The organism is Aeromonas rivuli (assembly GCF_000820045.1).
GTDB classification, from domain to species: Bacteria; Pseudomonadota; Gammaproteobacteria; order Enterobacterales; family Aeromonadaceae; genus Aeromonas; species Aeromonas rivuli.
On the sequence record NZ_CDBJ01000015.1, the window covers coordinates 66,190 to 88,637 of the forward strand.

Here is a 22,448-nt window from a genome sequence, read left to right on the forward strand (position 1 = left end):
GATCTCTGCTAGAGAAGCTGCCCGGTCATGCCGCCCGGGAGGGAGAGGCTGGGACTGGGCACCAAAGGGCGCGCCAGAGGCCGTCCTCTGCTAGATAAGCTGCTCGGCCATGCCGCCCAGGATGGAGAGGCTTACGGCGCCAAACAGCACACCAGTCACGAAATTGAGCGGGCGCTGTACCTGGCCGAGCAGGCGCTGGGCGCGCGGGGTGGAGAGGCTCCAGGCCAGCAGTCCAAACCAGGCGAGGGATAACAGAAAGAGTTCCATCACCAGCAGGCCACGGGTCAGGCCACTCACCTGCGGTGTCACCATAGCCGCCAGCAGGCCGACGAAAAACAGCAGTGCCTTGGGGTTGAGCAAGTTAGTTGCCAGCCCGCGGCGAATGCCCTGCACCAGACCGCCATGCTCGCCTCCTGCCTGCAAGCTGGCCGCCGCTCCCCCTTGCCACGCCGCCCTGAGCGCCCCCCAGCCGAGCCAGCCGAGATAGAGGGCACCGACCAGCCGCACCAGGATGAACAGCCAGGGGTGGTTGGCGATCAGCAGGCTGATGCCGGTCAGGCTGAAGGTGGCATGCAACAGAATGGCGATGGCAATGCCGATGGCGGCGCCAATGGCGGTGGGTCTGTGCAAGCTGGTGCGCAGGATCAGCGCGAAATCCGGGCCCGGGCTGGCCAGGGCGATGATATGGAGGAGCCCTATGGTGACGAACAGACTCTGCATGATGGTGCTTTCCTTACTGTGCTGCCTTGAAGAGCGAGCAGCTTGCCAGCCTAGGGGTGCGGATGGCTTGTAAAAGATTGCATCTGCTGGCGGTAGTCGGCCGGGGTCAGCCCGAATGCCTGACGAAAGCCGTGGTGGAAGTGGCTCTGATCGAAGAAGCCCACCGTCAGTGCCACCTCGCTCACCGTCATGCCCCGGGCGAGCAGGGCCTTGCTGCGCTCGAGCCGTAGCCGCTTGAGCCAGGCGTAGGGGGTCATGCCAGTCTTCTTCTTGAATTGGCGCAAGAAGGCGAAACGATCCAGGCCGAACAGGGCGGCGAGATCCTCCAGGCTGTGGCGCTCATCGAGGCGATCCAGCAGATGGCCGCGCAGGAACCTGAGCTGGGGATCCGCCAGCTTGTGCTCGCTCGGCGCCAGGTGCAGCAACTCGCCGAGCAGGGCCAGCAGTTCGCTCTCGGCCAGCAGGCCATCGACCCTGGGATCTTCCAGGTACATGTGCAGGCGGGCGAAGCCGGTATAGAGATCCGGACGCCGTTGCAGGCCCCGGTCGAAAAAGTGCTCGCCACCGGGCAGCCAGGTTGCCAGTTGGTGCGGATCGATGGAGAAGACCCGCACCTCGTACCCCTCCGGCAGCAGGCTCAGGCCGTCGTGCATCTCGTCGGGATTGACGGTGGAGAGCTCGCCGCGCACCAGGGCATGGCTGCTTCCCTTGTGAATGAACTTCTGGCCACCCCGCTGCACCAGACCTATGTGGTAGTCCAGGTGCACATGGCGGCCATAGCTGAACTCCCGGTGATGGGAGTGAGAGAGTTCCAGGCCCGGCAGATGGGGGGACTGCCAGTAGTGAATGGGGGCGGCGTGTTTCATCCCTTACCAATACCCCAGATTGGCGACGGGCGCTTGTAGATTATTGCGGTCGGCCGATGTTGGGTGGCCAATACCGGTTCGGGGCTGATGGCAAACACCCGGCGGGGGCCGGGTGTGTGAGAGATGAGGGTCATCCGGTCTGCTATCGAACCGCGGGTTGAGGTGGTCGTCTGCTGCTGCGCAGACCATCCAGGCTGAACAGTACCAGCGCACTCCAGATGCAGGCGAAGGTGATCAGCTTGTCGGTGCGCAGTGCCTCGCCGTACAGGGTGACCGCCAGGATAAACATCAGGCTGGGCCCTATGTACTGGAAGAAGCCCAGGGTGGAGAACTTGAGTCGGGTCGCGGCGGCGGTGAAGCAGAGCAGGGGGGCAGTGGTGACGGCGCCTGCGGCAATCAGCATCAGGTTGAGATAGAGGCTGTTGTCCGTCATATGGCTGGTCGGGCTGTCGGCGATGCCCCACAGATAGATAGCGGCGGGCGGCAGCAGGATCAGCGTCTCCAGCAGCAGGCCGGTGAGGGCATCCAGCGCCAGCTTCTTGCGCACTAGGCCATAGAAGGCGAACGAACTGGCCAGCACCAGGGCAATCCAGGGCAGGGAGCCGAAGGCGATTAACTGCACGGCCACGCCGATGAAGGCGAGCCCCACGGCCCACCACTGCAGGCGGCGCAGCTTCTCACCGAGGAACACCATGCCGAGCAGCACATTGAACAGCGGGTTGATGTAGTAACCCAGACTGGCATCGAGCATGTGACCGTTGTTGATGGCCCAGATAAACAGCAGCCAGTTGCCGCCTACCACGGCCCCGGTCAGTGCCAGGGTCATCAGCACCTTGGGCCTGCGCAGCACGGCACGCACCTTGGGCCATTGGCGGGTGAGCAGGACCAGCACCGCCAGCAGGGCGCACGACCAGATGATGCGGTGGGTGAGGATCTCGGCGGCGGGGACCTCGGCGATCAACTTGAAATAGATGGGGGCTATGCCCCAAAGGGTATAAGCACACAGGGCATAGATGATCCCCTGGCGCTGGATCTGTTCTGGCATCTGGCTGACCTTGACGAAGGAGCGATGTGACTGACACCGCCAAACGATCAGTTTAGCCATCCTCGGGGCGGGAAAGAAGCGATTAAATAGTGATTAACATGCATCTTACAGCGGAGTATCTGGCTATTCGCATCCACCCTGGCGGATCTTGGCGATATTCAGCCGTCATCACAGCACGGCATGAGTGGCCATGCTGGCCGGGTTTATCTGCTTAGCCTCTGCCGCGGCGGATCTTGTCGATATCCAATAGCAACCACAGCATGAGCACCAGGGCCGAGATCCAGGGGCCCCATGTCACATAGGCCTCCCCCTGACCCAGCAGGAAAAACAGCAGTGGCAGCCCTATTACCAGCAGCAGTACGCTACCCACGAGAAATAACATCTTGATATCTATGGCTGAGATGGTGCTTGGCTGAGGAGTATATCAATTAGGACGCCCGAGAGAAGCGCTCATTCTGATGAGGCTATCTTTCATCCTCCCATCGCCTCGACCGGGTCTGTCTCTGTGCCATGGCGGCCTGGCTAACACCGTTTAAACAGGGCGCGGCCCGGCTGTTCTCTTCTCTCTTCGACCTGGATGCGTTCTTGCCCCCGGCTCTCTATCACCCCCGACTGCCGTGGCGCGCTCGAGGGCGCCGAGCGTGTTGGAAGCATGACCAAGAGGGGGCCCCTGCCGGGAAAAAACTTTGCTGACGTCATAAAAAGCGGGGCCACTGGCCCCGCTTGCATCCTAGAAGGTTTGCTATCCCTGAGTTCAGGGACGCTCGCTGATGGCGGCAAAGGCACCGTTGTTTGGCACTATGCTCTGTACCCGGCTGAGTGCGGATTGCACGGCACTGCTGTCGCCACCATTGGCGGCATCCCCCCAGCTGACCACATGGCCGTCGCTGGTGACGGCGGCAAAGGCTGTGCCGGTGGCGTAGATGGTGGCCACGTCAAGCAACTGACTCTGCACGGCGCTGCTGTCGCCGCCACTGCTTTGATTGCCCCAGGTGACGACAGTGCCATCCTGCTTGAGGGCAGCGAAGGCGGTATCGGTCGCCGAGACAGCGCTCACAACGGTGAGTTGACTCTGCACGGCGCTGCTGTCACCGCCCTTGGCGGCATCGCCCCAGGTGACGATGGTGCCATCCTGCTTGAGGGCTGCGTAGGCGCTTCCTGTGCTCACAATGTCGGTCACATCGGTGAGCTGGCTCTGCACGGCGCTGCTGTCGCCGCCACTGGTGGCGTCGCCCCAGGTGACCACAGTGCCATCCTGCCTGAGGGCTGCGAAGGTGAAGGCGCCGTGGAAGAGGGTTTTGACATCGATAAGCTGGGCCTGTACGGCTTGGCTGTTACCCCCGTTACTTGGCTCGCCCCAAGTGACCAGGGTGCCATCCTGCTTGAGGGCGGCGAAGGCGCTGTTATTGCCCTCGATAGTGGCAACCTGGGTAAGCTCGGCCTGCACGGCTGAGCTGTCGCCGCCACTGCTCTGATTGCCCCAGGTAACGACAGTGCCATCCTGCTTGAGGGCGGCAAAGGCGCCTTGGTTGGCAAAAATCTCGCTGACCTGGCTGAGCTTATCCTGCACGGCGCTGCTGTCACCTCCATTTGCGGCATCCCCCCAGCTGACTACTGAGCCATCATCACGCAAGGCGGCCAAAGCGAGGGTACCAGGGGTGACGGCGGTGACGCCGACCAGCTGATCCTGGACCGCGCTGCTGTCGCCGCCATAGGGGCCATAACCCCAGGTCACGACAGTACCGTCGCTCTTGAGGGCGGCGAAGGCGCTGGCGTTGTTGTAAGGGGTGGCCACCAGGCTGCTGACCTGGGTGAGGGGCTGCACGGCACTGCTGTCCGCCCCGAAGAATTCGCCCCCCCAGGTAGTGACCTGGGTGTTGATGGCAGCCAGCTCGGCGCTGTTGCTGGTGACACCGGCGCGGCTCGCCGTGATCTGGGTAGTACCGGTGGCATGGGTATGGGCCCTGCCCATTAGCCCCATGGTGGCGACCGTCTCATCCGCGCTTTGCCATTGCACTTGGTGACTCAGGTCTTGCTGATGGCCATCGCTGAAGCTGCCGAGGGCCTTATATTGCTGGCTTTCCCCCAGGGTGACTTTGCTGACCTTGGGGGTGATCACTATGTCGGCCAGAGTGGCATTGGTGACCGTCAGGGCGCTAGTGGCGCTGAAGCTGGCACCATTGACGCTGCCGCTGGCCTGAAGCTCGGTGGCACCGGCACTGACGCCCTGGGCCAGGCCCAGATCGGTGACGGTAGCGATGGCCGGATCCGCGCTGGCCCAGCTCAGGGCCGAGTTATCTGTCACATCCAGCGTGCTGCCATCGGAGAAGGTAGCGATGGCTTGCAGTTGCAGTTGGAAGCCAGCAGCGAGAGTGGCGCTGGCCGGGGTCAGGGTCAGTTTGGTCAGGGTGTGATGGGTGACGGTCAGGGCGGATTGCCCCTCGAAGTTGACCCCATTGGCCGAGCCGCTCGCCTTGATGCTGGTGTTACCGGCCTCTATGGCCTGGGCCAGACCCTGGCTGTCGACAGTGGCGATGGCAGGATCTGCACTGCTCCAGCTGAGGGCAGGGTTATTGGTCACATCCAGGGTGCTGCCATCGGACAGGGTCACAATGGCCTGCAACTGCTGGCTGAAGCCCTTGGGCACAGCGGCGCTGGCCGGGCTGACCCGCAGGTCGGTGACGGTGGCATTGGTGACCTTGATGGTGGCGACGTCGCTCATGCCATCAAACAGCGCGGTGACCCTGGCCTCACCCTCGGCGAGGGCTGTCACGGGCTCTCCCTGGGCAGTGGCAGTACCCAGGGAGACCTGGGATTCAGCATCACTGCTCCACAGCGCCTGCTGCGAGACATCGCGGGAGCTGCCGTCAGCATAGAAGGCGGTGGCCACCAGATCCTGACTCAGGCCTATGGGCAGTTGCAGGTTGGCCGGGGTCACTTGCAGGCTGACGATAGGGTTGACCGGTTGGTCCGGATCCTGGGGATGGGAGGTATTGTCGCAACCGGCCAGCAGCAAGAGCGCCTGGGTCGCAACCAGTAGACAGATTAACCATTGTTTCATGGCGGCGGGTCTTCCTTCATGTGTGTGCAAAAACGGATCACTTTTAATGTGAAGCCGGTCAGTAAAACATCACTTGAACTTAAGATCTTGATGTTTTTGCGCAATGAGTTGTGGAAATCATCCTGTCAGTGGTGGGGAAGTTGGGCTCCACTAGGCTAATTCAGCCGGGTTCTCTGGGGTAAGCCCCCCTTCCCCATTTGGTATGGAGAGGGGGCTAAGTCATGCGTCAATCTGTGACATGTGAAGCAAATCTGAAGGGGGCTTGTGGAGGCGGTTGCTCGTCAAGCAAGCTGGATCCAGGTGCTCTTGAGCTCGGTGTATTTTTCCAGGGCGTGCAGTGACTTGTCACGACCATTGCCCGACTGTTTGAAGCCGCCAAAGGGCATCGTCATATCACCGCCGTCCCAGTTGTTGACGAAGACGGTCCCGGCGCGCAGGGCGCGAGAGCCCTTGATCGCCTTGTTGAGATCCGCGGTCCAGATGGCGGCGGCCAGGCCGTAATCTGTGTCATTGCCGAGAGCAATCGCCTCTTCGAGGGTATCGAAGCCGGTGATGGCGAGCACTGGGCCGAAGATCTCCTCGCGGAAGATGCGCATCTGGGGCGTCACCTCGTCGAAGATGGTGGGGGCGATATAGAAGCCGCCGCTCTCCTCCAGCGTGCGCTGACCGCCGAGCAGCAGCTTGGCGCCCTCCTGCTTGCCGATGTCGATATAACGCAGCACTTGTTCCATCTGAATGCCGTCGACCATGGCACCGATGCGGGTGCTGGGATCCTGGGGATCTGCCGAGACCCACTCGCGGGCATGGGCCAGCAGCCGCTCGATGAACTCGGCCTTGATGCTGTTTTGCACCAGCAAGCGGGAGGCGGCGGTGCACACCTCCCCCTGGTTGTAAAAGATGGCGGCGGCGGCGCTCGATGCGGCGGCGTCCAGATCCGGCGCATCCGCCAAGATGATGTTGGGGCTCTTGCCGCCGCACTCCATGAAGGCACGCTTGAGGTTCGACTTGCCGGAGCACTGCACCAGATGCTTGCCGATTTTGGTGGAGCCGGTGAAGGTGATGCAGTCCACGTCCATGTGCATGGCGAGCGCCTCACCCACGGTATGACCAAAGCCCGGCAACACATTGAACACGCCGTCCGGAATGCCCGCTTCTTTGGCTATCCCGGCGATACGCAGGGCGGTGAGGGGGGATTTTTCGGACGGCTTGAGGATGACGGAGTTACCGGTGGCGAGCGCCGGACCCAGCTTCCAGCACGCCATCACCAGCGGGAAATTCCAGGGCACTATGGCGGCGACGACGCCCAGCGGCTCCCGGGTGATCAGGGCCAGGGCGCCCTCCTCGACCGGGGCGACCTCGTCATACAGTTTGTCGATGGCCTCGCCATTCCAGGCGATGCAGTTGGCCGCGGCCGGTGCATCGTAGTTCATGGCATCCATGATGGGCTTGCCCATGTCCAGGGATTCCAGCAGGGCCAGCTCCACCTTGTTGAGCCGCATCAGCTCGGCGAAGCGCTGCATCACCAGCTTGCGCTCCTTGGGGGATTGCCCCGCCCAGCGCTTGTCGTTGAAGGCGGCGCGGGCGGCTGCGACGGCCAGCTCGGCATCGGCGGCGTCGCAGGCGGCAACTTTTGCCAGCAGTTGGCCATTGGCCGGGTTGATGCAATCGAAGGTGGCACCATTGACGGCATCACGATAACTGCCATCGATGAACGCCTGGGTGGGGAGGTTCAGCTGGGCCTGTCGGTATTGCCACTGGGCCAGGGTCATGTCACTCATGTTCGCTCCTTGAACGTGCAAAGGTTGTCCGCGTATCAATATGCTAAACATTTTGCCGTCTGTAAATCCAGGTTGTAACAATTCCTTAAACAGGGATGTCGACGGGCACCCGGCATGGCGGCCCACCTCGGCCCGAGACAGGGGTCAGAAGGTGGGCGGGGTATTGGCCGAAATCAGCACACACTCCTGTTCATCGACATTGCGAAAACGGTGTGGGGTGCGGCTGTCGAAGTAGTAGCCGTCACCGGCACCGAGCAGGTGGATCTGCTCGCCTATGGTCACCTCAATCTGACCCTGGATGACGATGCCGCACTCTTCCCCGTCATGGCTGAGCATGTCGTCACCGGTGTCGGCGCCAGGGGGCAATATCTCTTGCAGCATGCCAATGGCGCGGTTGGCGCGGCTATGGCCGACCAGACGATAGCTGATGGGGTGACTACCGAGATCCGGCATGTCGGCGGCGCGAAACACCACTTCGGAGTCCAGGGCCGTCTCGTCGGTGAAGAAGCTGGCGAGGGACATGGGAATGCCTGCCAGCACCTTGCGCAGGGAGGCGACCGAGGGGCTGACCTGATTCTTTTCTATCTGGGAGATAAAGCCATTGGTCACCCCCGAGCGTTTGGCGAGTTCACGCTGGGACAGGGCCGCCTTGGTGCGGACCGCCTTGAGGCGCTGACCTATATCCATCCTTCTGTTCTCCTCGAGTGTTTACTATTATTGAATTTGTGTTAAATATCTTATACCACCCTGGTCGGGGTGACACCATCACTGGGCAGCATAGCGCCCTTTTTTATGGATATAGGTGTTTAATTTAATAGGCGCTCACCCAGAGTAGCTAAACACCTTAAGGATGAGGTGACCATGAAAGTTGTCAGTGACATCAATACGCCGGCGGATATGTCCGCCTTCTGGATGCCCTTCACCGCCAATCAGCAGTTCAAGGCGGCGCCGCGCATCCTCAAGTCTGCCGAGGGCATGTATTATCGCGCAGAGGATGGCCGCAAGATACTGGACGGCACCGCCGGCCTCTGGTGTTGCAATGCAGGGCACGGTCGCCGGGAAATCGCCGAGGCGGTCTCCCAGCAGATCTCCCATCTCGACTTCGCCCCCACATTCCAGATGGGTCATCCCCTGCCGTTTGAACTCGCCAACCAGCTGGTAGAGATAGCCCCCCAGGGTTTTGGCCATGTCTTCTTCACCAACTCGGGTTCAGAGTCGGTGGATACGGCACTGAAGATTGCGCTCGCCTGGCAGCGGGCCCGCGGTCAGGGCACCCGCACCCGGTTGATTGGCCGTGAGCGCGGTTATCACGGGGTGGGGTTTGGCGGCATCTCGGTCGGCGGCATCCCCGGTAACCGCAAGTGGTTCGGCTCCCTGCTCGGCGGCGTGGATCATCTGCCCCACACCCTCGACATTGCCAAGAATGCCTTCACCAAGGGGCTGCCCGAGGAAGATCTGACCCTGGCCGACGAGCTGGAGAAGATCGTCTTCCTCCATGATGCCAGCAATATCGCCGCGGTCATCGTCGAGCCCATCGCCGGCAGTACCGGGGTCATCATGCCGCCCAAGGGCTACCTCAAGCGGCTGCGGGATATCTGCACCAGGCACGGCATCCTGCTCATCTTCGACGAGGTGATCACCGGATTTGGCCGGTTGGGGGCACCCTTCGCCGCCCAGGAGTTCGACGTCATCCCCGACCTCATCACCTGCGCCAAGGGGCTCACCAATGGGGCCATCCCCATGGGAGCCGTGCTGGTCCAGAACCACATCTATGACGACATGATGGGCGCGGGCAAGGGGGCCATCGAGCTGTTCCACGGCTACACCTACTCAGGGCACCCGGTGGCCGCGGCCGCCGGTCTGGCGACCCTCGAGATATACCGCAACGAGAACCTGCTGCACCGCGCCGCCGAGCTGGCCGATTACTGGCAGGAGGCCGCGCATTCGTTGAAGGGCTGCAAGCATGTCAAGGATGTGCGCAACTACGGTCTGGTGGCGGGTATCGAGCTGGAATCCATGGCGGGGGCGCCGGGCAAGCGCGCCTATGAGGTGTTCGTGCGTTGCTTCGAGAAGGGGGCCCTGATCCGGGTCACCGGCGACATCATCGCCCTGTCGCCACCGCTCATCATAGAGCGCAGCGAGATAGACGACCTCTTTACCCTGCTGCAGGACGTCCTGCAGGCCCAGGAGTGAGCAACCCATAGTACGGAATTCACTGACCCACTATTGGCGGGTCAGTGCCCTGGGTCCTGACCAAGTCGGGCGCAGGGGAGAGTCATTACCCATCACGGAGGATGCATGGAATACAGGGTCACCAACTTCATCAACGGCGAGTTCAGCGCCAGCCACAGCGAACGCTTCGCCCCTATCTTCAATCCGGCCACCGGCCAGCAGCAGGGCCAGGTCGCGCTCAGCAGCGCCGCCGAGTGTGGTGAGGCCATCGCCATTGCCGAGGCGGCCTTCGTCGGTTGGTCCCAGACCCCGCCACTGGTGCGGGCCCGGGTGCTGTTTCGCTTCAAGGAGCTGATGGAGTTGCACAGGGACGAGCTGGCCGCACTCATCAGCCGCGAGCACGGCAAGGTCTTCTCCGATGCCCAGGGGGAGCTGACCCGGGGGCTGGAGGTGGTGGAGTTCGCCTGCGGCATCCCCCATCTGCTCAAGGGGGAGCACTCCCTCAATGTGGGGCGCGGGGTGGACAGCTATTCCATGATGCAGCCGGTCGGGGTCTGCGCCGGCATCACGCCGTTCAACTTCCCGGCCATGGTGCCGCTGTGGATGTTCCCGGTGGCCCTGGCCTGCGGCAACAGCTTCATCCTCAAGCCGTCCGAAAAGGATCCTTCGCTGGCCCTGCGCATGGCCGAGCTGCTCAAGCAGGCCGGTCTGCCAGACGGGGTGCTCAACGTGGTCAATGGCGACAAGGAGGTGGTCGATGTGCTGCTGACCGACCCGCGGGTGGCCGCCGTCTCCTTCGTCGGCTCCACCCCCATCGCCGAATACATCTACGCAACCGCCTCGGCCCATGGCAAGCGGGTACAGGCCCTGGGCGGCGCCAAGAACCACATGGTGGTGATGCCGGATGCGGATCTCGATCAGGCGGTCTCCGCCCTGATGGGCGCCGCCTATGGCGCGGCCGGTGAGCGCTGCATGGCGATCTCGGTGGCGGTGGTGGTGGGAGAGGAGACCGCCGATGCCCTGGTGGCCAAGCTGGCGCCCCTCGTCGAGGCACTGCGGGTGGGTCCCGGTGTGGGTATGACCCCGGAGAGTGAGATGGGGCCGCTCATCAGCCGCGAGCATCTGGCCAAGGTGCGCGGTTACGTGGATCAGGGGGTGGCCGAGGGGGCCCTGCTGCGGGTCGATGGTCGTGGGGTGAGTCATGGCCAGGGCTACTTTATCGGTGGCAGCCTGTTCGATCGGGTCGGCCCCGAGATGCGCATCTACCGGGAGGAGATCTTCGGCCCGGTGCTCGCCATAGTGCGGGCCCCGGACTATGAAACGGCACTCAAGCTCATCAATGAGCATGAGTACGGCAACGGCACCGCCATCTTTACCGGTGACGGCGATACGGCGCGGGACTTCACCACGCGGGTTCAGGTCGGTATGGTAGGGGTGAACGTTCCCATCCCCGTGCCCATGGCGTTCCACAGCTTCGGTGGCTGGAAGCGATCCATCTTCGGGCCGCTCAATATGCATGGGCCGGATGGGGTGCGGTTCTACACCAAGATGAAGACGGTGACCGCCCGTTGGCCCCAGAGCCTGCGGGCCGGTGCCGAGTTTGCCATGCCGACCATGAAGTAGGGCCCTGGGCCGCTTTGGGTCGGCCCGCCCTATGGACGTATAAAGGAGTAAAGGATGCGACTGGGAATTCTCGATTGTGATCGGCTGGATCCGGAGTTCGAAGCCCGTTTTGGCCGGGTCTATTCCGGGATGTTTATCGAGGGATTCAGGGCCTTGGCACCGGATCTGGAATTTCGGGTCTGGTCGGCCCTAGATGGCGACTTGCCGGCGGATCTGGATGAGTGCGATGCCTGGCTCATCACGGGATCGCGCCATGACGCCCATGGGGATGCCCCCTGGGTGGAAGCATTGCGGGAGTGGGTACGCCGGGCGGATGAGGCCCGGGCCAAGCTGGCCGGGGTCTGCTTCGGCCACCAGGTGATCGCCCAGGCGCTGGGCGGCGAAGTGGTCAAGTCCGACAAAGGCTGGGGACTGGGGGTCGCCACCAATGCCATGCTGGCGAGCGAGCCCTGGATGCAGCCCGCCCTCGATCAGATCCGCATCCTGGCGAGCCATCAGGATCAGGTGGCGCTGCTCCCCCCCGGTGGACGCCGGCTGGCAGGCAATGGTTTTTGCCCGAACTTCATGTTCGGTCAGGGGGAGCACATCGTCGCCATCCAGGGTCACCCGGAGTTCCCGGTTGACTATGACAGGGCACTGATCGAGAAGCGGCAGTCGCATCTGGCCCCTGAGCGTTATCAGGCCTGCCTCGACTCGCTGGAGCAGGAGGTGGATTCCACCATCATGATGGGTTGGTTGTTGCGATTTTTAGGGATACTGCCGGGTCGGCCCTAAGCGGCCCCGGCGGGATACAGGGATGAACGCAGGAGCATTGAGATGATCATTGGTGTACCCAAGGAAATCAAAAACCACGAGTACCGGATTGGCATGACCCCCTCGGGGGTGCAGGAGCTGACGGCTCGAGGTCATACCGTACTGGTGCAGGTGCGGGGCGGTGAGGCCATCGGTCTGTCCGACGAAGAGTACCGCGCTGCCGGGGCCGAACTGGTCGCCAGCGCCGCCGAGATCTTCGCCCGGGCCGAGATGGTCGTGAAGGTGAAGGAGCCGCAGCCCGAGGAGTGCGAGCTGCTGCGCCCGGGGCAATTGCTGTTCACCTATCTGCATCTGGCGCCGGATCCGGTACAGACCCAGTTATTGGTTCACTCGGGGGCGGTCGCCATCGCCTACGAGACGGTCACCGACGATCGCGGCGGCTTGCCACTGCTGGCACCCATGTCCGAGGTGGCGGGGCGCATGGCGGTGCAGGCCGGTGCTCACAGTCTGGAGAAGGCCCAGGGCGGCAATGGCACCCTGCTCGGCGGCGTCCCCGCGGTGGCCCCTGCCAAGGTGGTGGTGCTGGGCGGTGGCGTGGTCGGCGTCAACTCGGCGCGCATGGCGCTGGGTCTGGGGGCGGATGTCACCATCCTGGACAGATCCCTGCCGAGACTGCGGGAGCTCGATGGCCTCTATGGCCCGGCCCTCAAGACCCTCTATTCGACCAAGGCCAATATCGAGGCCTGCATCGCCCAGGCGGATCTGGTGATCGGCGCCGTGCTGATCCCGGGGGCGGCAGCGCCCAAGCTGCTGACCCGCGCCATGCTGGGGTTGATGCGCAAGGGCTCGGTGCTGGTGGACGTGGCCATCGACCAGGGGGGCTGCTTTGAGACCTCCAGGCCAACCACCCATGAAGACCCCACCTATGTGGTCGATGGCATCATCCACTACTGCGTGGCCAACATGCCGGGCGGGGTGGCGCGCACCTCCACCTTCGCCCTTACCAATGCCACGCTGCCGTTCGTGCTGGCTCTGGCAGACAAGGGTTACCAGCAGGCCCTCAGGGAGGACAGGCATCTGCTGGCCGGACTCAATGTCTATAAGGGCAAGGTGACCCAGCAGGCGGTGGCCGAGGCCCTCGGTTACGACTACGTCAGCGCGGCCACTGTGCTGGGGTGATTGGGGGGAGTGAACCTGGGCGACAGGCTTCACATTCTCAGCGTATCAGGGAGGGCCGTCATGGCCCTTTCTCTTTATAATGGGCCCTCGCCCTGCCTGAGGATCCGTCATGTCCCGCATTCTGCTGCTCGCCAATCTCAACTGTGACCATGTGTTATCCCTCTCCGAGCCTCTGGTCGCGGGGGCCCGCTTGCAATATCTGGATCGGGGGCGGCGCCTGGGGGGCGGAGCCGCCAACACCGGCATAGGGCTGGTGTGGGCGGGGCATGAGGTCGCCATCGCCTCGCGGATCGGCCTGGATGACACCGGGGACTGGTTGCTGGCCGAGGCGCGCAGCCATGGCCTGGAGTGCAGCCATGTGGAGCGCTTTGGCGGTGAGACCGGGGAGTTGCTGATCCTGGTGGACTCCACTGGCGAGCGCACCATCTTGCGCCAGCCCCGGCGTCCCGATCTGCCCGGTAACTTGCCGAGCCAGGGGGTGGATTGCCTCTATGTCAACTATCCGGGAGGGGCGGTGGCGGACTATATGCGCCAGATGCAGGACGGCTGTCTGGTGGTGGCGCAATATCCCAAGGGCGGCAAGCACTTGAGGCCCTGTCACCTGCTGGTGGCCTCGCGCTCGGATCTGGGGGAGATCGCTGACCCCTGGGCTCATGCCCGGGCGCTGGCCGGTGAGCAGTTGCAATGGCTGGTGCTGACCGAGGGCAAGGCCGGGGCCGTCGCCATCCATGGAGAGGAGCGGATCAGGGTAGCGGCGCGGCCCGTCTCTGTGGTGGACACCACGGGCGCCGGGGATGCCTTCGCCGCCGGGCTCATTCATGGGTTGGCGCGGGGCATGGCCATTGAGGCGGCATTGCAGTGCGCCGTGGATTGGGGCGCCTTTGCCGTTGCCAGTCAGAGCTCCATTCCCTCTGCGGCGCTCAAGTCCTGGCTGGAACAGGGGCACTGATGGCGACACCTTCCGCAGGGTGGCACTGAGGCGTCATCCCGCCCTCTCGCCCCCTTGGCATAACTGCCCGTTCGCGCTCAAACCGGCTAGAAGCGTGCAACAAGGCGGCAAGTTTGCGTTCAATCAAAGAAAGTGTCGATTTATGTGCATCTTTATCGACACTCGCTACCGCTGCTCTTAACCTTGGCTCTTCTTGTCCGAATCCGGCTGTAGTGAGAGGCAGTACCACCATGCAACTGACACGTTTTACCGACTATGCCCTGCGCGCCTTGACCTTTCTGGCGCTCCAGCCGACGGACCGGCTCTCGACCATCACTGAAGTGGCCGACACCTTTGCCATCTCCCGCAACCACGTGGTCAAGATAGTGCACCAGCTTGGCATCAAGGGTTACATCGAGACGGTGCGTGGCAAGCATGGGGGCATCCGTCTCGGCCGCTCCGCCGTCTCCATCAACCTGCGTGATGTGGTGATGGACATGGAGAACATCCTCTGTCCCGCCTATTGCAAGACGGATAACTGCCGCTTGGCTGGTGGCTGCCGTATTCAGGGCATATTGCGCAAGGCGATGAACGCCTTCCTCGAGGTGCTGGGGGAGTACACCCTCGCCGATGTGGTGAACGATCCGACCCGGCTCTGCCACCTGCTCGGCATGGAGCAGGAGCAGCACCTGGTCGTGAGTTGAACTTCGTTATCCAGCATAAAGAGGGGGCCTGCGGGCCCCTTCTGCTATCCGCTGCCAGCGGGCGTCAGGGTTGGCGTACCAGGCTGATGGCACCATAGAGGCAGGCGAGGCCACAGGCGCCGCAGCCATCGCAGGCTGCCATGTTGACCGTGACTCCGTCCGGGCTGGCCTTGATGGCCTGCTGGGGACAGGCATCCTCACACAGCAAGCAGTAGAACCCCTGCCTGGCCTGACAGCTGCTTTCTATCCTGACCCGGGTCTGCACCTGGCGGCCGTAGCGCAGATCGAGGGCGCCGCTCGGGCAGGCTCTGGCACAGCTGCCGCAATAGCTGCACTGGCCACAGTCGAGATCCAGCACCGGGGTACCGGCGATGGGGCTGTCTTGGTACTCGGGGCCAGCGGCAGGCTTGATGAGGCCGTTTGGACAGGCCTGGAAGCAGTTGCCGCAGCGTTGGCAGAGGGCGAGGAATTGGGATTCCTCGATAGCCCAGGGCGGGCGCGCCTCGCGGCAACTGATGGTGCCCGGGCGACGTCTGGCCCAGAGCCGCGTCAATCGTCGACAGAGGAAATGCGCCATGCTCTGCTCCTGATACCCATTAGGGGGTAATTCTATGGGGTTTATGCCATGCAAGCCAGCGGAACCGTCACGGCGGGATCGCAAGGCCAGCCCCCCTTGTGTAAGCTAGGCGAGTCTTTTTTGCTGGGTCGACTCTATGTGGTTATTTCTGTGGCGGGCTTCCCTGCTCTATGTCTTCCCCCTGCTGATGTGGGGCTACTGCCGGTTCAAGGGGATCGGCTTCGATGAGCTGGACAGCGGTGTCAACAATCACAAATGGGTGGTGTTGGCCTCCTATCTGCTCTATGTGGTGCTCTGGATCCTGATCAACCGCTATCTCTTGCTGTTCCTGCGGCAGCGGAGCCGGCGATGATGGAGCCGCTGCCGTGGCTCTGGCTGAGTGGCGGGGCCTTGCTGGCGCTCGGGCTCGGTTGGTTGTGGGGGCGTCAGGGCGCCCAGGCCCTGAGCCAGGCGCTGGCGTTGAGCCAGGAGCGAGCCAGTGCCTGGCAGGCGCGACTGGCCGAGCTGCACGATGAGCAGTTGCAGGGGCAGGACAAGCTCGAGCAACAGCAGAATGTCATCATCAAGCTCACCGCCCGTCTCAAGGACGCCGAGGCGACCCTGCGCAGCGAGCGGCTCGCCAGTGCCGAGAAGCTGGCGCTGCAACAGCAGGCGGAGGCGCGGCTCGGCCAGCAGTTCGAGAACCTCGCCAACCGTATCTTCGAGCAGAACTCGGGCAACTTCCGTGAACTCAACCAGCACAGCCTGGATAACCTGCTGGTGCCGCTCAAGGAGCAGCTGGAGGGCTTTCGCCGCCAGGTGGGTGAGACCCATGCCCAGGAGACGGCCCAGCGCCACAGTCTCAAGTTTGAACTGGAACGCCTGGCCGAACTCAACGCCCGGATGACGGAGGAGGCTGCGGCCCTGACCCGCGCCCTCAAGGGGGACAGCAAGCAACAGGGCAACTGGGGCGAGGTGGTGCTGGCGCGCATTCTTCATGAGTGCGGCCTGCGCGAGGGACACGAATATGACACCCAGGTGAGCCTTGAGACCGACAAGGGCAAGCGTTATCAGCCCGACGTCATCGTTCACCTGCCCCAGGAAAAAGACATCATCATCGATGCCAAGGTGTCGCTGACCGCCTACGAGCGCTGGTACAACGGCGAGGATGATCTGACCCGGGCCGTGGCCCTGAAAGAGCATGTCGCCTCGGTGCGCAATCATATCCGCGAGCTGGGCCGCAAGGATTACCAGCAGTTGCCCGGGGTGCGCACCCTGGACTATGTGCTGATGTTCGTGGCGGTGGAGCCTGCCTTCCTGGCGGCACTGGAGGCAGATCCCTCCCTGGTGCGCTATGGCCTGGACCACAACATACTGCTGGTCAGCCCCACCAACCTGATGGTGGCGCTGCGCACCATAGAGAACCTGTGGCGCTACGAGCGTCAGAACCAGAATTCCCGCCAGATAGCCGAGCGGGCCGGCCGTCTCTACGAGAAGCTGCGACTGTTTGTGGAGGAGATGCAGCAGCTTGGCGGCAGTCTGAACAAGGCGCAGGAGAGTTATGACAAGGCCATGGGCCGACTCGCCAGCGGTCGCGGCAACCTGATCGCCCAGGCCGAGCGATTCCGCGAGCTGGGGGTGGAGGTGACCAAGACCCTGCCAGAGCCGCTGGTCAATCGCGCCCTGGAGCGGGAAGAGTCAGGGGACTGAGCCAGTATCGACCTCATGAGAAAGGGCAGCCAGTGGCTGCCCTTTTTGCTGTCCGGCGGCGGCTTATTGCTTCCAGAAGGAGGGGAAGAAGATGACGGCTACCGTCAATATCTCGAGTCGCCCCAGCAGCATGCCGAATGACAGTAGCCACTTGGCCGTATCCGGCAGGCTGGCAAAGTTGCTGCTGGGGCCGATGACGGGCCCCATGCCGGGGCCCACGTTGGCTACCGCCGTGATGGAGCCGGACAAGGCGGTGAGGGGATCCAGCCCGATCAGTGCCAGCAGGGCGGCGATCAAGATGATGATGGCGAAGTAGGCGAGCACGAAGGCGATCAGGGAGCGCACTATCGCCTCGTTGACCGGGCGGCCATTGTACTTCTGGGGGAAGACCCCCGAGGGGTGCATCAGCTGGCGCATCTGCTTCCTGAACAGGGAGAACGCCACTTGCACCCGGAATATCTTGAGGCCGCCTGCGGTAGATCCCGAGCAGGCCCCCAGTCCCAGCAGGAAGAGGAAGAGGATGCTGGTGAGCGGCCCCCAGGTACCGAAATCCCCCAGACCATAACCTGTGGTGGTCAGCACCGAGACGATATTGAAGGCGCTGATCCGCAGTGCATCCATGAAGTCGAAGGTGCCGCGATGCCAGAGGTAGAAGGTCATGATGAGCGTGACCCAGACCACGAGCCAGAAGAAGCCGCGCACCTGGGCATCGCGGATCAGGCTGGTGTCGCGCCGGGTCAGGCTCTGGACATAGAGCAGGAAGGGCAAGCCCCCCAGGAACATGAACAGGGTACCAATCCAGTGTGCCGCGTGAGAGAAGTGGGACATGGATTGATCCGAGGTGGAGTAGCCCCCGGTGCTGAGGGTGGTCATGGCATGGTTGATGGCCTCGAAGCTGTTCATGCCGCTCGCCCAGTAGGCAAGGAAGCAGAGCATGGAGAGCACCAGATAGACCTGCACTATGTTGTTGGCCACCGTCTTGGCGCGGGGGGCGCTCTTGTCTGACCAATCCGAGCTCTCGGTCTGGAACAGCTTCATGCCGCCCACGTTGAGGTAGGGCAGCACGGCCACCGCCATCACGATGAAGCCGACCCCTCCCAGCCACTGCAAGATGGAGCGCCACAACAAGATGCTGTGGGCCATGCCGTCCAGCCCGGACAGCACGGTGGATCCCGTGGTGGTGACCCCGGACATGGTCTCGAAGTAGGCGTCGGCGAAGCCGATGTGAGTGATGAACACGAAGGGCAGGGCGCCAAACAGGCAGGCTACCGCCCACACCGAGGTGGTGAGCAGGAACATCTCGCGCACGCCAAGGTGAAACTCGGCCTTGCGGCCATAGTGCAGGCACCAGAAGGCGGCGAGGTGGGTGATCACCACGGATTGCAGAAATTCGACGAATCCCTCGGAGCCGGTAAGCAGCGCGAGCAGGGTGGGCAGCCACATGAACAGGGCAAGTTTGGAAAGCACCAGACCCAGGGTGAAGACGATGGGACGCAGCTTGATCATGATGAATCGCCTGGTCGTTGATGAGCGAAACACCGGCCACCGCGAGGAGCGGTGAACCGGGTCTTGTCTGCTTGAAGAGTGGGCATGGTCAGGTTACAGGAAGAAGGGGCTTGGCTGGAACAATCGCTCCACTTCCGGTATGTACTTCTTGTCGACGAGGAACATCACCACATGGTCATCTTGCTGGATCTTGGTGCGATCGTGAGCGATCAACACCTCATCACCGCGGACGACCGCACCTATGGTGGTGCCGGGCGGCAGTTTCAGTTCACCCACAGAGCGACCGACCACCTTGGAGGTATTTTCATCGCCGTGGGCAATGGCTTCGATGGCCTCGGCCGCGCCACGGCGCAGGCTGTAGACGTTGGCGATATCGGCCCGGCGCACGTGGGTCAGCAGCGCCGAGATGGTGGCTTGCTGGGGCGAGATGGCGATGTCGATGGAGCCGCCTTGCACCAAGTCCACGTAGGCACTGCGTTGTATGAGTACCATCGTCTTCTTGGCCCCCATCTTCTTGGCGAGCAGGGCCGACATGATGTTGGCCTCATCTTCGTTGGTGACCGCGATGAAGACGTCGATCTGATCGATGTGCTCCTCGGCGAGCAGCTCCTGATCCGCGGCATCGCCACAGAAGACGATGGTGTTTTCCAGCAGTTCTGAGAGTTGCTCGGCCCGCTTCTGGTTACGCTCGATCAACTTGACGCTGTAGCGCTTCTCCAATTGGCGGGCGAGACCGGCTCCGATGTTGCCGCCACCGACGATCATGATGCGGCGATAGGGACTCTCGAGGCGCTGCAACTCGGACATCACGGCGCGGATATGACCAGCCGCGGCGACGAAGAACACCTCGTCATCGGCCTCGATGATGGTGGTGCCTTGCGGGCGGATGGAGCGGCCCTGGCGGAAGATGGCCGCCACCCGGGTCTCTATGTTGGGCATGTGCTCACGCAGGGTCGAGAGTGCGTTGCCGACCAGGGGGCCGCCATAGTAGGCCTTGACCGCCACCAGACCCACCTTGCCACCGGCAAAGTCCACCACCTGCAAGGCACCCGGATATTCAATCAGCCGACGTACATAGTCGGTCACCAGCTGTTCGGGGGCGATGAGGTGATCCACTGGTATCGCCTCGGGCAGAAAGAGCCGATCCCGCTCAGCCAGATAAGAGGGGGAGCGAATACGCGCCACCTTGTTCGGGGTGTTAAACAGCGAGTAGGCGATCTGGCAGGCGATCATGTTGGTTTCATCACTGTTGGTGACGGCGACCAGCATGTCCGCATCCTGGGCTCCCGCCTCGCGCAGCACTTTGGGGTGGGCGCCGTGGCCATTGACCACCCGCAAGTCGAACTTGTCTTGCAGCTCGCGCAACCGGTCGCTGTCGGTGTCGACCAGGGTGATGTCATTGTTCTCCCCGGCAAGGTTCTCGGCCAGGGTGCCGCCGACCTGGCCGGCTCCCAGTATGATGATTTTCATAGGGAAGCGTTACTCGCATCAAGGGGGTGGAGGGGGCCAGCAGGCTGGCCCATGGCCGCATTCATCAGGCTTCTTTTATCAGCTTGGCGTAGTAGAAACCATCCATGCCCGCCTCGCCCGGCAGGAACTGGCGACCCGGAGAGGCCGGGCTGTCTTGGGCGTGGAGTGGTACCAGACGGGCACTCTTGGTCGCGGCAAGGAAGGTGCGCACCTGATCGCGGTTCTCTTCTGGCAACACCGAGCAGGTGGCGTAGAGCAGGGTGCCGCCCACTTTAAGCCTTGGCCAGAGTGCGGCAAGGATGCGGCCCTGCAACTCGGCCAGCTCGCGAATGTCCTGATCCCGGCGCAGCCACTTGATGTCGGGGTGGCGACGGATGACGCCGGTGGCGGAGCAGGGAGCATCGAGCAGGATGCGGTCGAACTGACCCTCTGGCCACCACTGCTCCGGGGTGCTGGCATCCCCATGGATGAGCCGGGCCTTGAGACCGATGCGATCCAGATTCTCCTGCACCCGTTTGAGGCGGTTATCGTCGGCATCGACGGCGACCACTCCGGCCAAGTCGGGCTGGCGCTCGAGCAGATGTGCCGTCTTGCCGCCCGGGGCGGCGCAGGCATCCAGTATCCACTCGCCCGGTTGCGGGTCGAGCAGCTGGGCGGCGAGCTGGGCGGCGCCATCTTGCACCGAGCAGTCACCCTGTTCGAAACCGGGCAGTTTGGTCACGTCACAGGGACGCTCCAGCAAGATGCAGTCAGCACCCTCTTCACCGGCCAGCGCATTGATGCCCGCCTCGGCCATGCGCGTCAGCATCTGGTCGCGGCTCTGGCGCTGACCGTTGTTGCGGATCCACATGGGTGGGCGCTGGTTGTTGGCCTCCATGATGAATTCCCACTGGTTGGGGTAGGCCTGGCGCAGACGCTTGGTGAGCCACTCGGGGTGGCCGAGGCGTATGCTGGGTACCCTGTCGATACGAGCCAGTATCACCTCGGCGCTGCGCTGGAAGTTGCGCAACACGCCGTTGATCAGGCCTCGCAGCGAGCTGCCCTTGAGCAGCTTGACCGCATTGACGGTCTCGGCCACGGCGGCGTGAGCCGGGATACGGGTGTAGATGAGCTGATAGAGCCCGACCAGGATCAGATAGTGGAAGATGCGGCTCTTGTTTTTGAGGGGCTTGTCCATCATCTCGTTGACGGCGGCATCCAGGCGCGGCATCCAGCGCAGAGTGCCGTAGCAGAGTTCTTGCAGGAGGGCGCGATCGCGGGGGGCGACCTTCTCCTGGGCAGCAGGCAGAACGGCGGAGAGGGACAGCCCCTGATCCAGCACCTGTTGAATGACGAGAGCGGCCTGTGCACGTGTTTTCATAATGTTACCTTAGATGCGCAAGTCGGGGCTTGGGCCCCGCTTGTTTCAATTCCATCCAGCTCAATGCAGTCGGATGCCGGGGGCAAACCAGTCACGGCGCGAGTTGAGCAGATCCGAGACGGACATGGCTTTCTTGCCGGGAGGTTGCAGAGTCAGCAGACGCAGGATGCCATGGCCGGTGGCGATGTCGATCCCCTGCTTGTCGGCCTTGAGCAGGGTGCCGGGACGCTGGTCATGTTCGGCCTCGAGTGCTTCTGCCTGCCAGACCTTGACGGTCTGTTCTGCCACTTCAAACCAGCTGATAGGCCAGGGATTGAAGGCTCGTATGCAGCGCTCAATGGCGACGGCGTCCATGGACCAGTCGATGCGCGCCTCCTCCTTGGAGAGCTTCTGGGCGTAATTGGCCAGGGCATCATCCTGCGGCTCGGCGAGGGCGTTGCCGGCGGCTATCTCGTCTAGCGTCTCGACCAATGCCTGGGGGCCCAGCTCGGCCAGCTTGTCATAGAGGCTGGCGGAGGTTTCGTCGGGGGCGATGGGGCAAGCTACCTTGCGGATCATGGCACCGGTGTCCAGGCCCACATCCATCTGCATGATGGTCACGCCGGTTTCGGCATCTCCCGCCCAGATGGCGCGCTGGATGGGCGCCGCACCACGCCAGCGTGGCAGGAGGGAGCCGTGGACATTGATGCAACCCAGACGCGGGGTATCGAGCACCACCTTGGGCAGGATCAGGCCATAGGCGACGACCACCATCAGGTCGGCACCCAGTGCCTTGAGTTCGGCCTGGGCCTCTTCATTGCGCAGGGAGGCGGGTTGGTAGACGGGCAACTGGTGCGCAAGCGCCAGCTCCTTGACCGGGCTGGCCGTCAGCTTCTGGCCACGGCCAGCGGGTTTGTCCGGCTGGGTGTAAACGGCAACGACCTCATGGTCGGAAGACAACAACGCCGCCAGATGACGGGCGGCGAAGTCGGGGGTACCGGCAAAAATCAGTTTCAATTTATTCAAAGGGGCAGGTCC

General features: G+C 62.9%; 20 protein-coding genes. 8 read left to right on the forward strand and 12 right to left on the reverse strand.

What is annotated here, in order from left to right:
- Positions 1 to 90: 90 nt before the first annotated feature.
- The 7 genes from BN1130_RS01735 to BN1130_RS01760 all read right to left on the reverse strand — a co-directional run bounded on the left by BN1130_RS01735 (position 91) and on the right by BN1130_RS01760 (position 8,157).
- On the reverse strand, positions 91 to 723 hold the full coding sequence (locus BN1130_RS01735) for a LysE family translocator (protein WP_157013852.1): 633 nt from the start codon (positions 721 to 723) through the stop codon (positions 91 to 93).
- A gap of 47 nt (positions 724 to 770) precedes the next feature.
- Positions 771 to 1,586: an AraC family transcriptional regulator gene (locus tag BN1130_RS01740; RefSeq protein ID WP_042039893.1), complete on the reverse strand. Its 816-nt coding sequence runs from the start codon at positions 1,584 to 1,586 to the stop codon at positions 771 to 773.
- A 142-nt stretch (positions 1,587 to 1,728) separates the two neighbouring features.
- Complete coding sequence (gene rarD / locus BN1130_RS01745) at positions 1,729 to 2,631, reverse strand: EamA family transporter RarD (RefSeq protein ID WP_042039894.1); 903 nt, start codon at positions 2,629 to 2,631, stop codon at positions 1,729 to 1,731.
- Positions 2,632 to 2,842: 211 nt separating this feature from the next.
- Complete coding sequence (locus BN1130_RS22515) at positions 2,843 to 3,013, reverse strand: hypothetical protein (RefSeq protein ID WP_198135210.1); 171 nt, start codon at positions 3,011 to 3,013, stop codon at positions 2,843 to 2,845.
- A 372-nt stretch (positions 3,014 to 3,385) separates the two neighbouring features.
- Positions 3,386 to 5,692: an Ig-like domain-containing protein gene (locus BN1130_RS21265; protein ID WP_052448159.1), complete on the reverse strand. Its 2,307-nt coding sequence runs from the start codon at positions 5,690 to 5,692 to the stop codon at positions 3,386 to 3,388.
- Between the two features lie 281 nt (positions 5,693 to 5,973).
- The gene (locus tag BN1130_RS01755) at positions 5,974 to 7,470 is read right to left on the reverse strand and encodes an aldehyde dehydrogenase (RefSeq protein ID WP_042039895.1); all 1,497 of its coding nucleotides are present in this window, start codon (positions 7,468 to 7,470) and stop codon (positions 5,974 to 5,976) included.
- 144 nt (positions 7,471 to 7,614) lie between these two features.
- Complete coding sequence (locus BN1130_RS01760) at positions 7,615 to 8,157, reverse strand: cupin domain-containing protein (protein WP_042039896.1); 543 nt, start codon at positions 8,155 to 8,157, stop codon at positions 7,615 to 7,617.
- 174 nt (positions 8,158 to 8,331) lie between these two features.
- Here BN1130_RS01760 and aptA point away from each other — a divergent pair, with 174 nt between their 5' ends.
- The 6 genes from aptA to BN1130_RS01790 all read left to right on the forward strand — a co-directional run bounded on the left by aptA (position 8,332) and on the right by BN1130_RS01790 (position 14,829).
- Positions 8,332 to 9,663: an omega-aminotransferase AptA gene (aptA, locus tag BN1130_RS01765; RefSeq protein ID WP_042039897.1), complete on the forward strand. Its 1,332-nt coding sequence runs from the start codon at positions 8,332 to 8,334 to the stop codon at positions 9,661 to 9,663.
- A gap of 105 nt (positions 9,664 to 9,768) precedes the next feature.
- Positions 9,769 to 11,265 (forward strand): CoA-acylating methylmalonate-semialdehyde dehydrogenase, encoded by a 1,497-nt coding sequence (locus BN1130_RS01770; RefSeq protein WP_042039898.1) that lies wholly within the window; start codon positions 9,769 to 9,771, stop codon positions 11,263 to 11,265.
- A gap of 54 nt (positions 11,266 to 11,319) precedes the next feature.
- Complete coding sequence (locus BN1130_RS01775) at positions 11,320 to 12,039, forward strand: glutamine amidotransferase-related protein (protein ID WP_042039899.1); 720 nt, start codon at positions 11,320 to 11,322, stop codon at positions 12,037 to 12,039.
- A gap of 42 nt (positions 12,040 to 12,081) precedes the next feature.
- Positions 12,082 to 13,197, forward strand: a complete 1,116-nt coding sequence (gene ald, locus BN1130_RS01780; protein ID WP_042039900.1) for an alanine dehydrogenase — start codon at positions 12,082 to 12,084, stop codon at positions 13,195 to 13,197.
- Between the two features lie 109 nt (positions 13,198 to 13,306).
- Complete coding sequence (locus tag BN1130_RS01785; protein WP_042039902.1) at positions 13,307 to 14,146, forward strand: PfkB family carbohydrate kinase; 840 nt, start codon at positions 13,307 to 13,309, stop codon at positions 14,144 to 14,146.
- Between the two features lie 230 nt (positions 14,147 to 14,376).
- The gene (locus tag BN1130_RS01790) at positions 14,377 to 14,829 is read left to right on the forward strand and encodes an Rrf2 family transcriptional regulator (protein WP_042039903.1); all 453 of its coding nucleotides are present in this window, start codon (positions 14,377 to 14,379) and stop codon (positions 14,827 to 14,829) included.
- Between the two features lie 64 nt (positions 14,830 to 14,893).
- Here BN1130_RS01790 and BN1130_RS01795 read toward each other — a convergent pair whose 3' ends face one another.
- A complete protein-coding gene (locus BN1130_RS01795) occupies positions 14,894 to 15,406 on the reverse strand; it encodes a ferredoxin-type protein NapF (RefSeq protein WP_042039904.1) in 513 nt (170 codons plus the stop codon).
- Between the two features lie 136 nt (positions 15,407 to 15,542).
- Here BN1130_RS01795 and BN1130_RS01800 point away from each other — a divergent pair, with 136 nt between their 5' ends.
- Together BN1130_RS01800 and rmuC are read left to right on the forward strand one after the other, a co-directional pair.
- The gene (locus BN1130_RS01800; protein WP_042039905.1) at positions 15,543 to 15,758 is read left to right on the forward strand and encodes a hypothetical protein; all 216 of its coding nucleotides are present in this window, start codon (positions 15,543 to 15,545) and stop codon (positions 15,756 to 15,758) included.
- Positions 15,755 to 17,095: a DNA recombination protein RmuC gene (rmuC, locus tag BN1130_RS01805; protein ID WP_084218099.1), complete on the forward strand. Its 1,341-nt coding sequence runs from the start codon at positions 15,755 to 15,757 to the stop codon at positions 17,093 to 17,095. Before BN1130_RS01800 ends, rmuC begins: the two co-directional genes overlap by 4 nt.
- Positions 17,096 to 17,158: 63 nt before the next feature.
- Here rmuC and BN1130_RS01810 read toward each other — a convergent pair whose 3' ends face one another.
- From BN1130_RS01810 to fmt, 4 genes are all read right to left on the reverse strand, one after another.
- Positions 17,159 to 18,601: a TrkH family potassium uptake protein gene (locus tag BN1130_RS01810; RefSeq protein WP_042039906.1), complete on the reverse strand. Its 1,443-nt coding sequence runs from the start codon at positions 18,599 to 18,601 to the stop codon at positions 17,159 to 17,161.
- 93 nt (positions 18,602 to 18,694) lie between these two features.
- Positions 18,695 to 20,071 (reverse strand): Trk system potassium transporter TrkA, encoded by a 1,377-nt coding sequence (gene trkA / locus BN1130_RS01815; protein WP_042039907.1) that lies wholly within the window; start codon positions 20,069 to 20,071, stop codon positions 18,695 to 18,697.
- A 64-nt stretch (positions 20,072 to 20,135) separates the two neighbouring features.
- Positions 20,136 to 21,431, reverse strand: coding sequence for a 16S rRNA (cytosine(967)-C(5))-methyltransferase RsmB (gene rsmB, locus BN1130_RS01820; protein ID WP_042039908.1), 1,296 nt, complete (start codon positions 21,429 to 21,431; stop codon positions 20,136 to 20,138).
- Positions 21,432 to 21,491: 60 nt separating this feature from the next.
- Positions 21,492 to 22,436, reverse strand: a complete 945-nt coding sequence (gene fmt, locus BN1130_RS01825) for a methionyl-tRNA formyltransferase (RefSeq protein WP_042039909.1) — start codon at positions 22,434 to 22,436, stop codon at positions 21,492 to 21,494.
- Positions 22,437 to 22,448 lie beyond the last annotated feature (12 nt).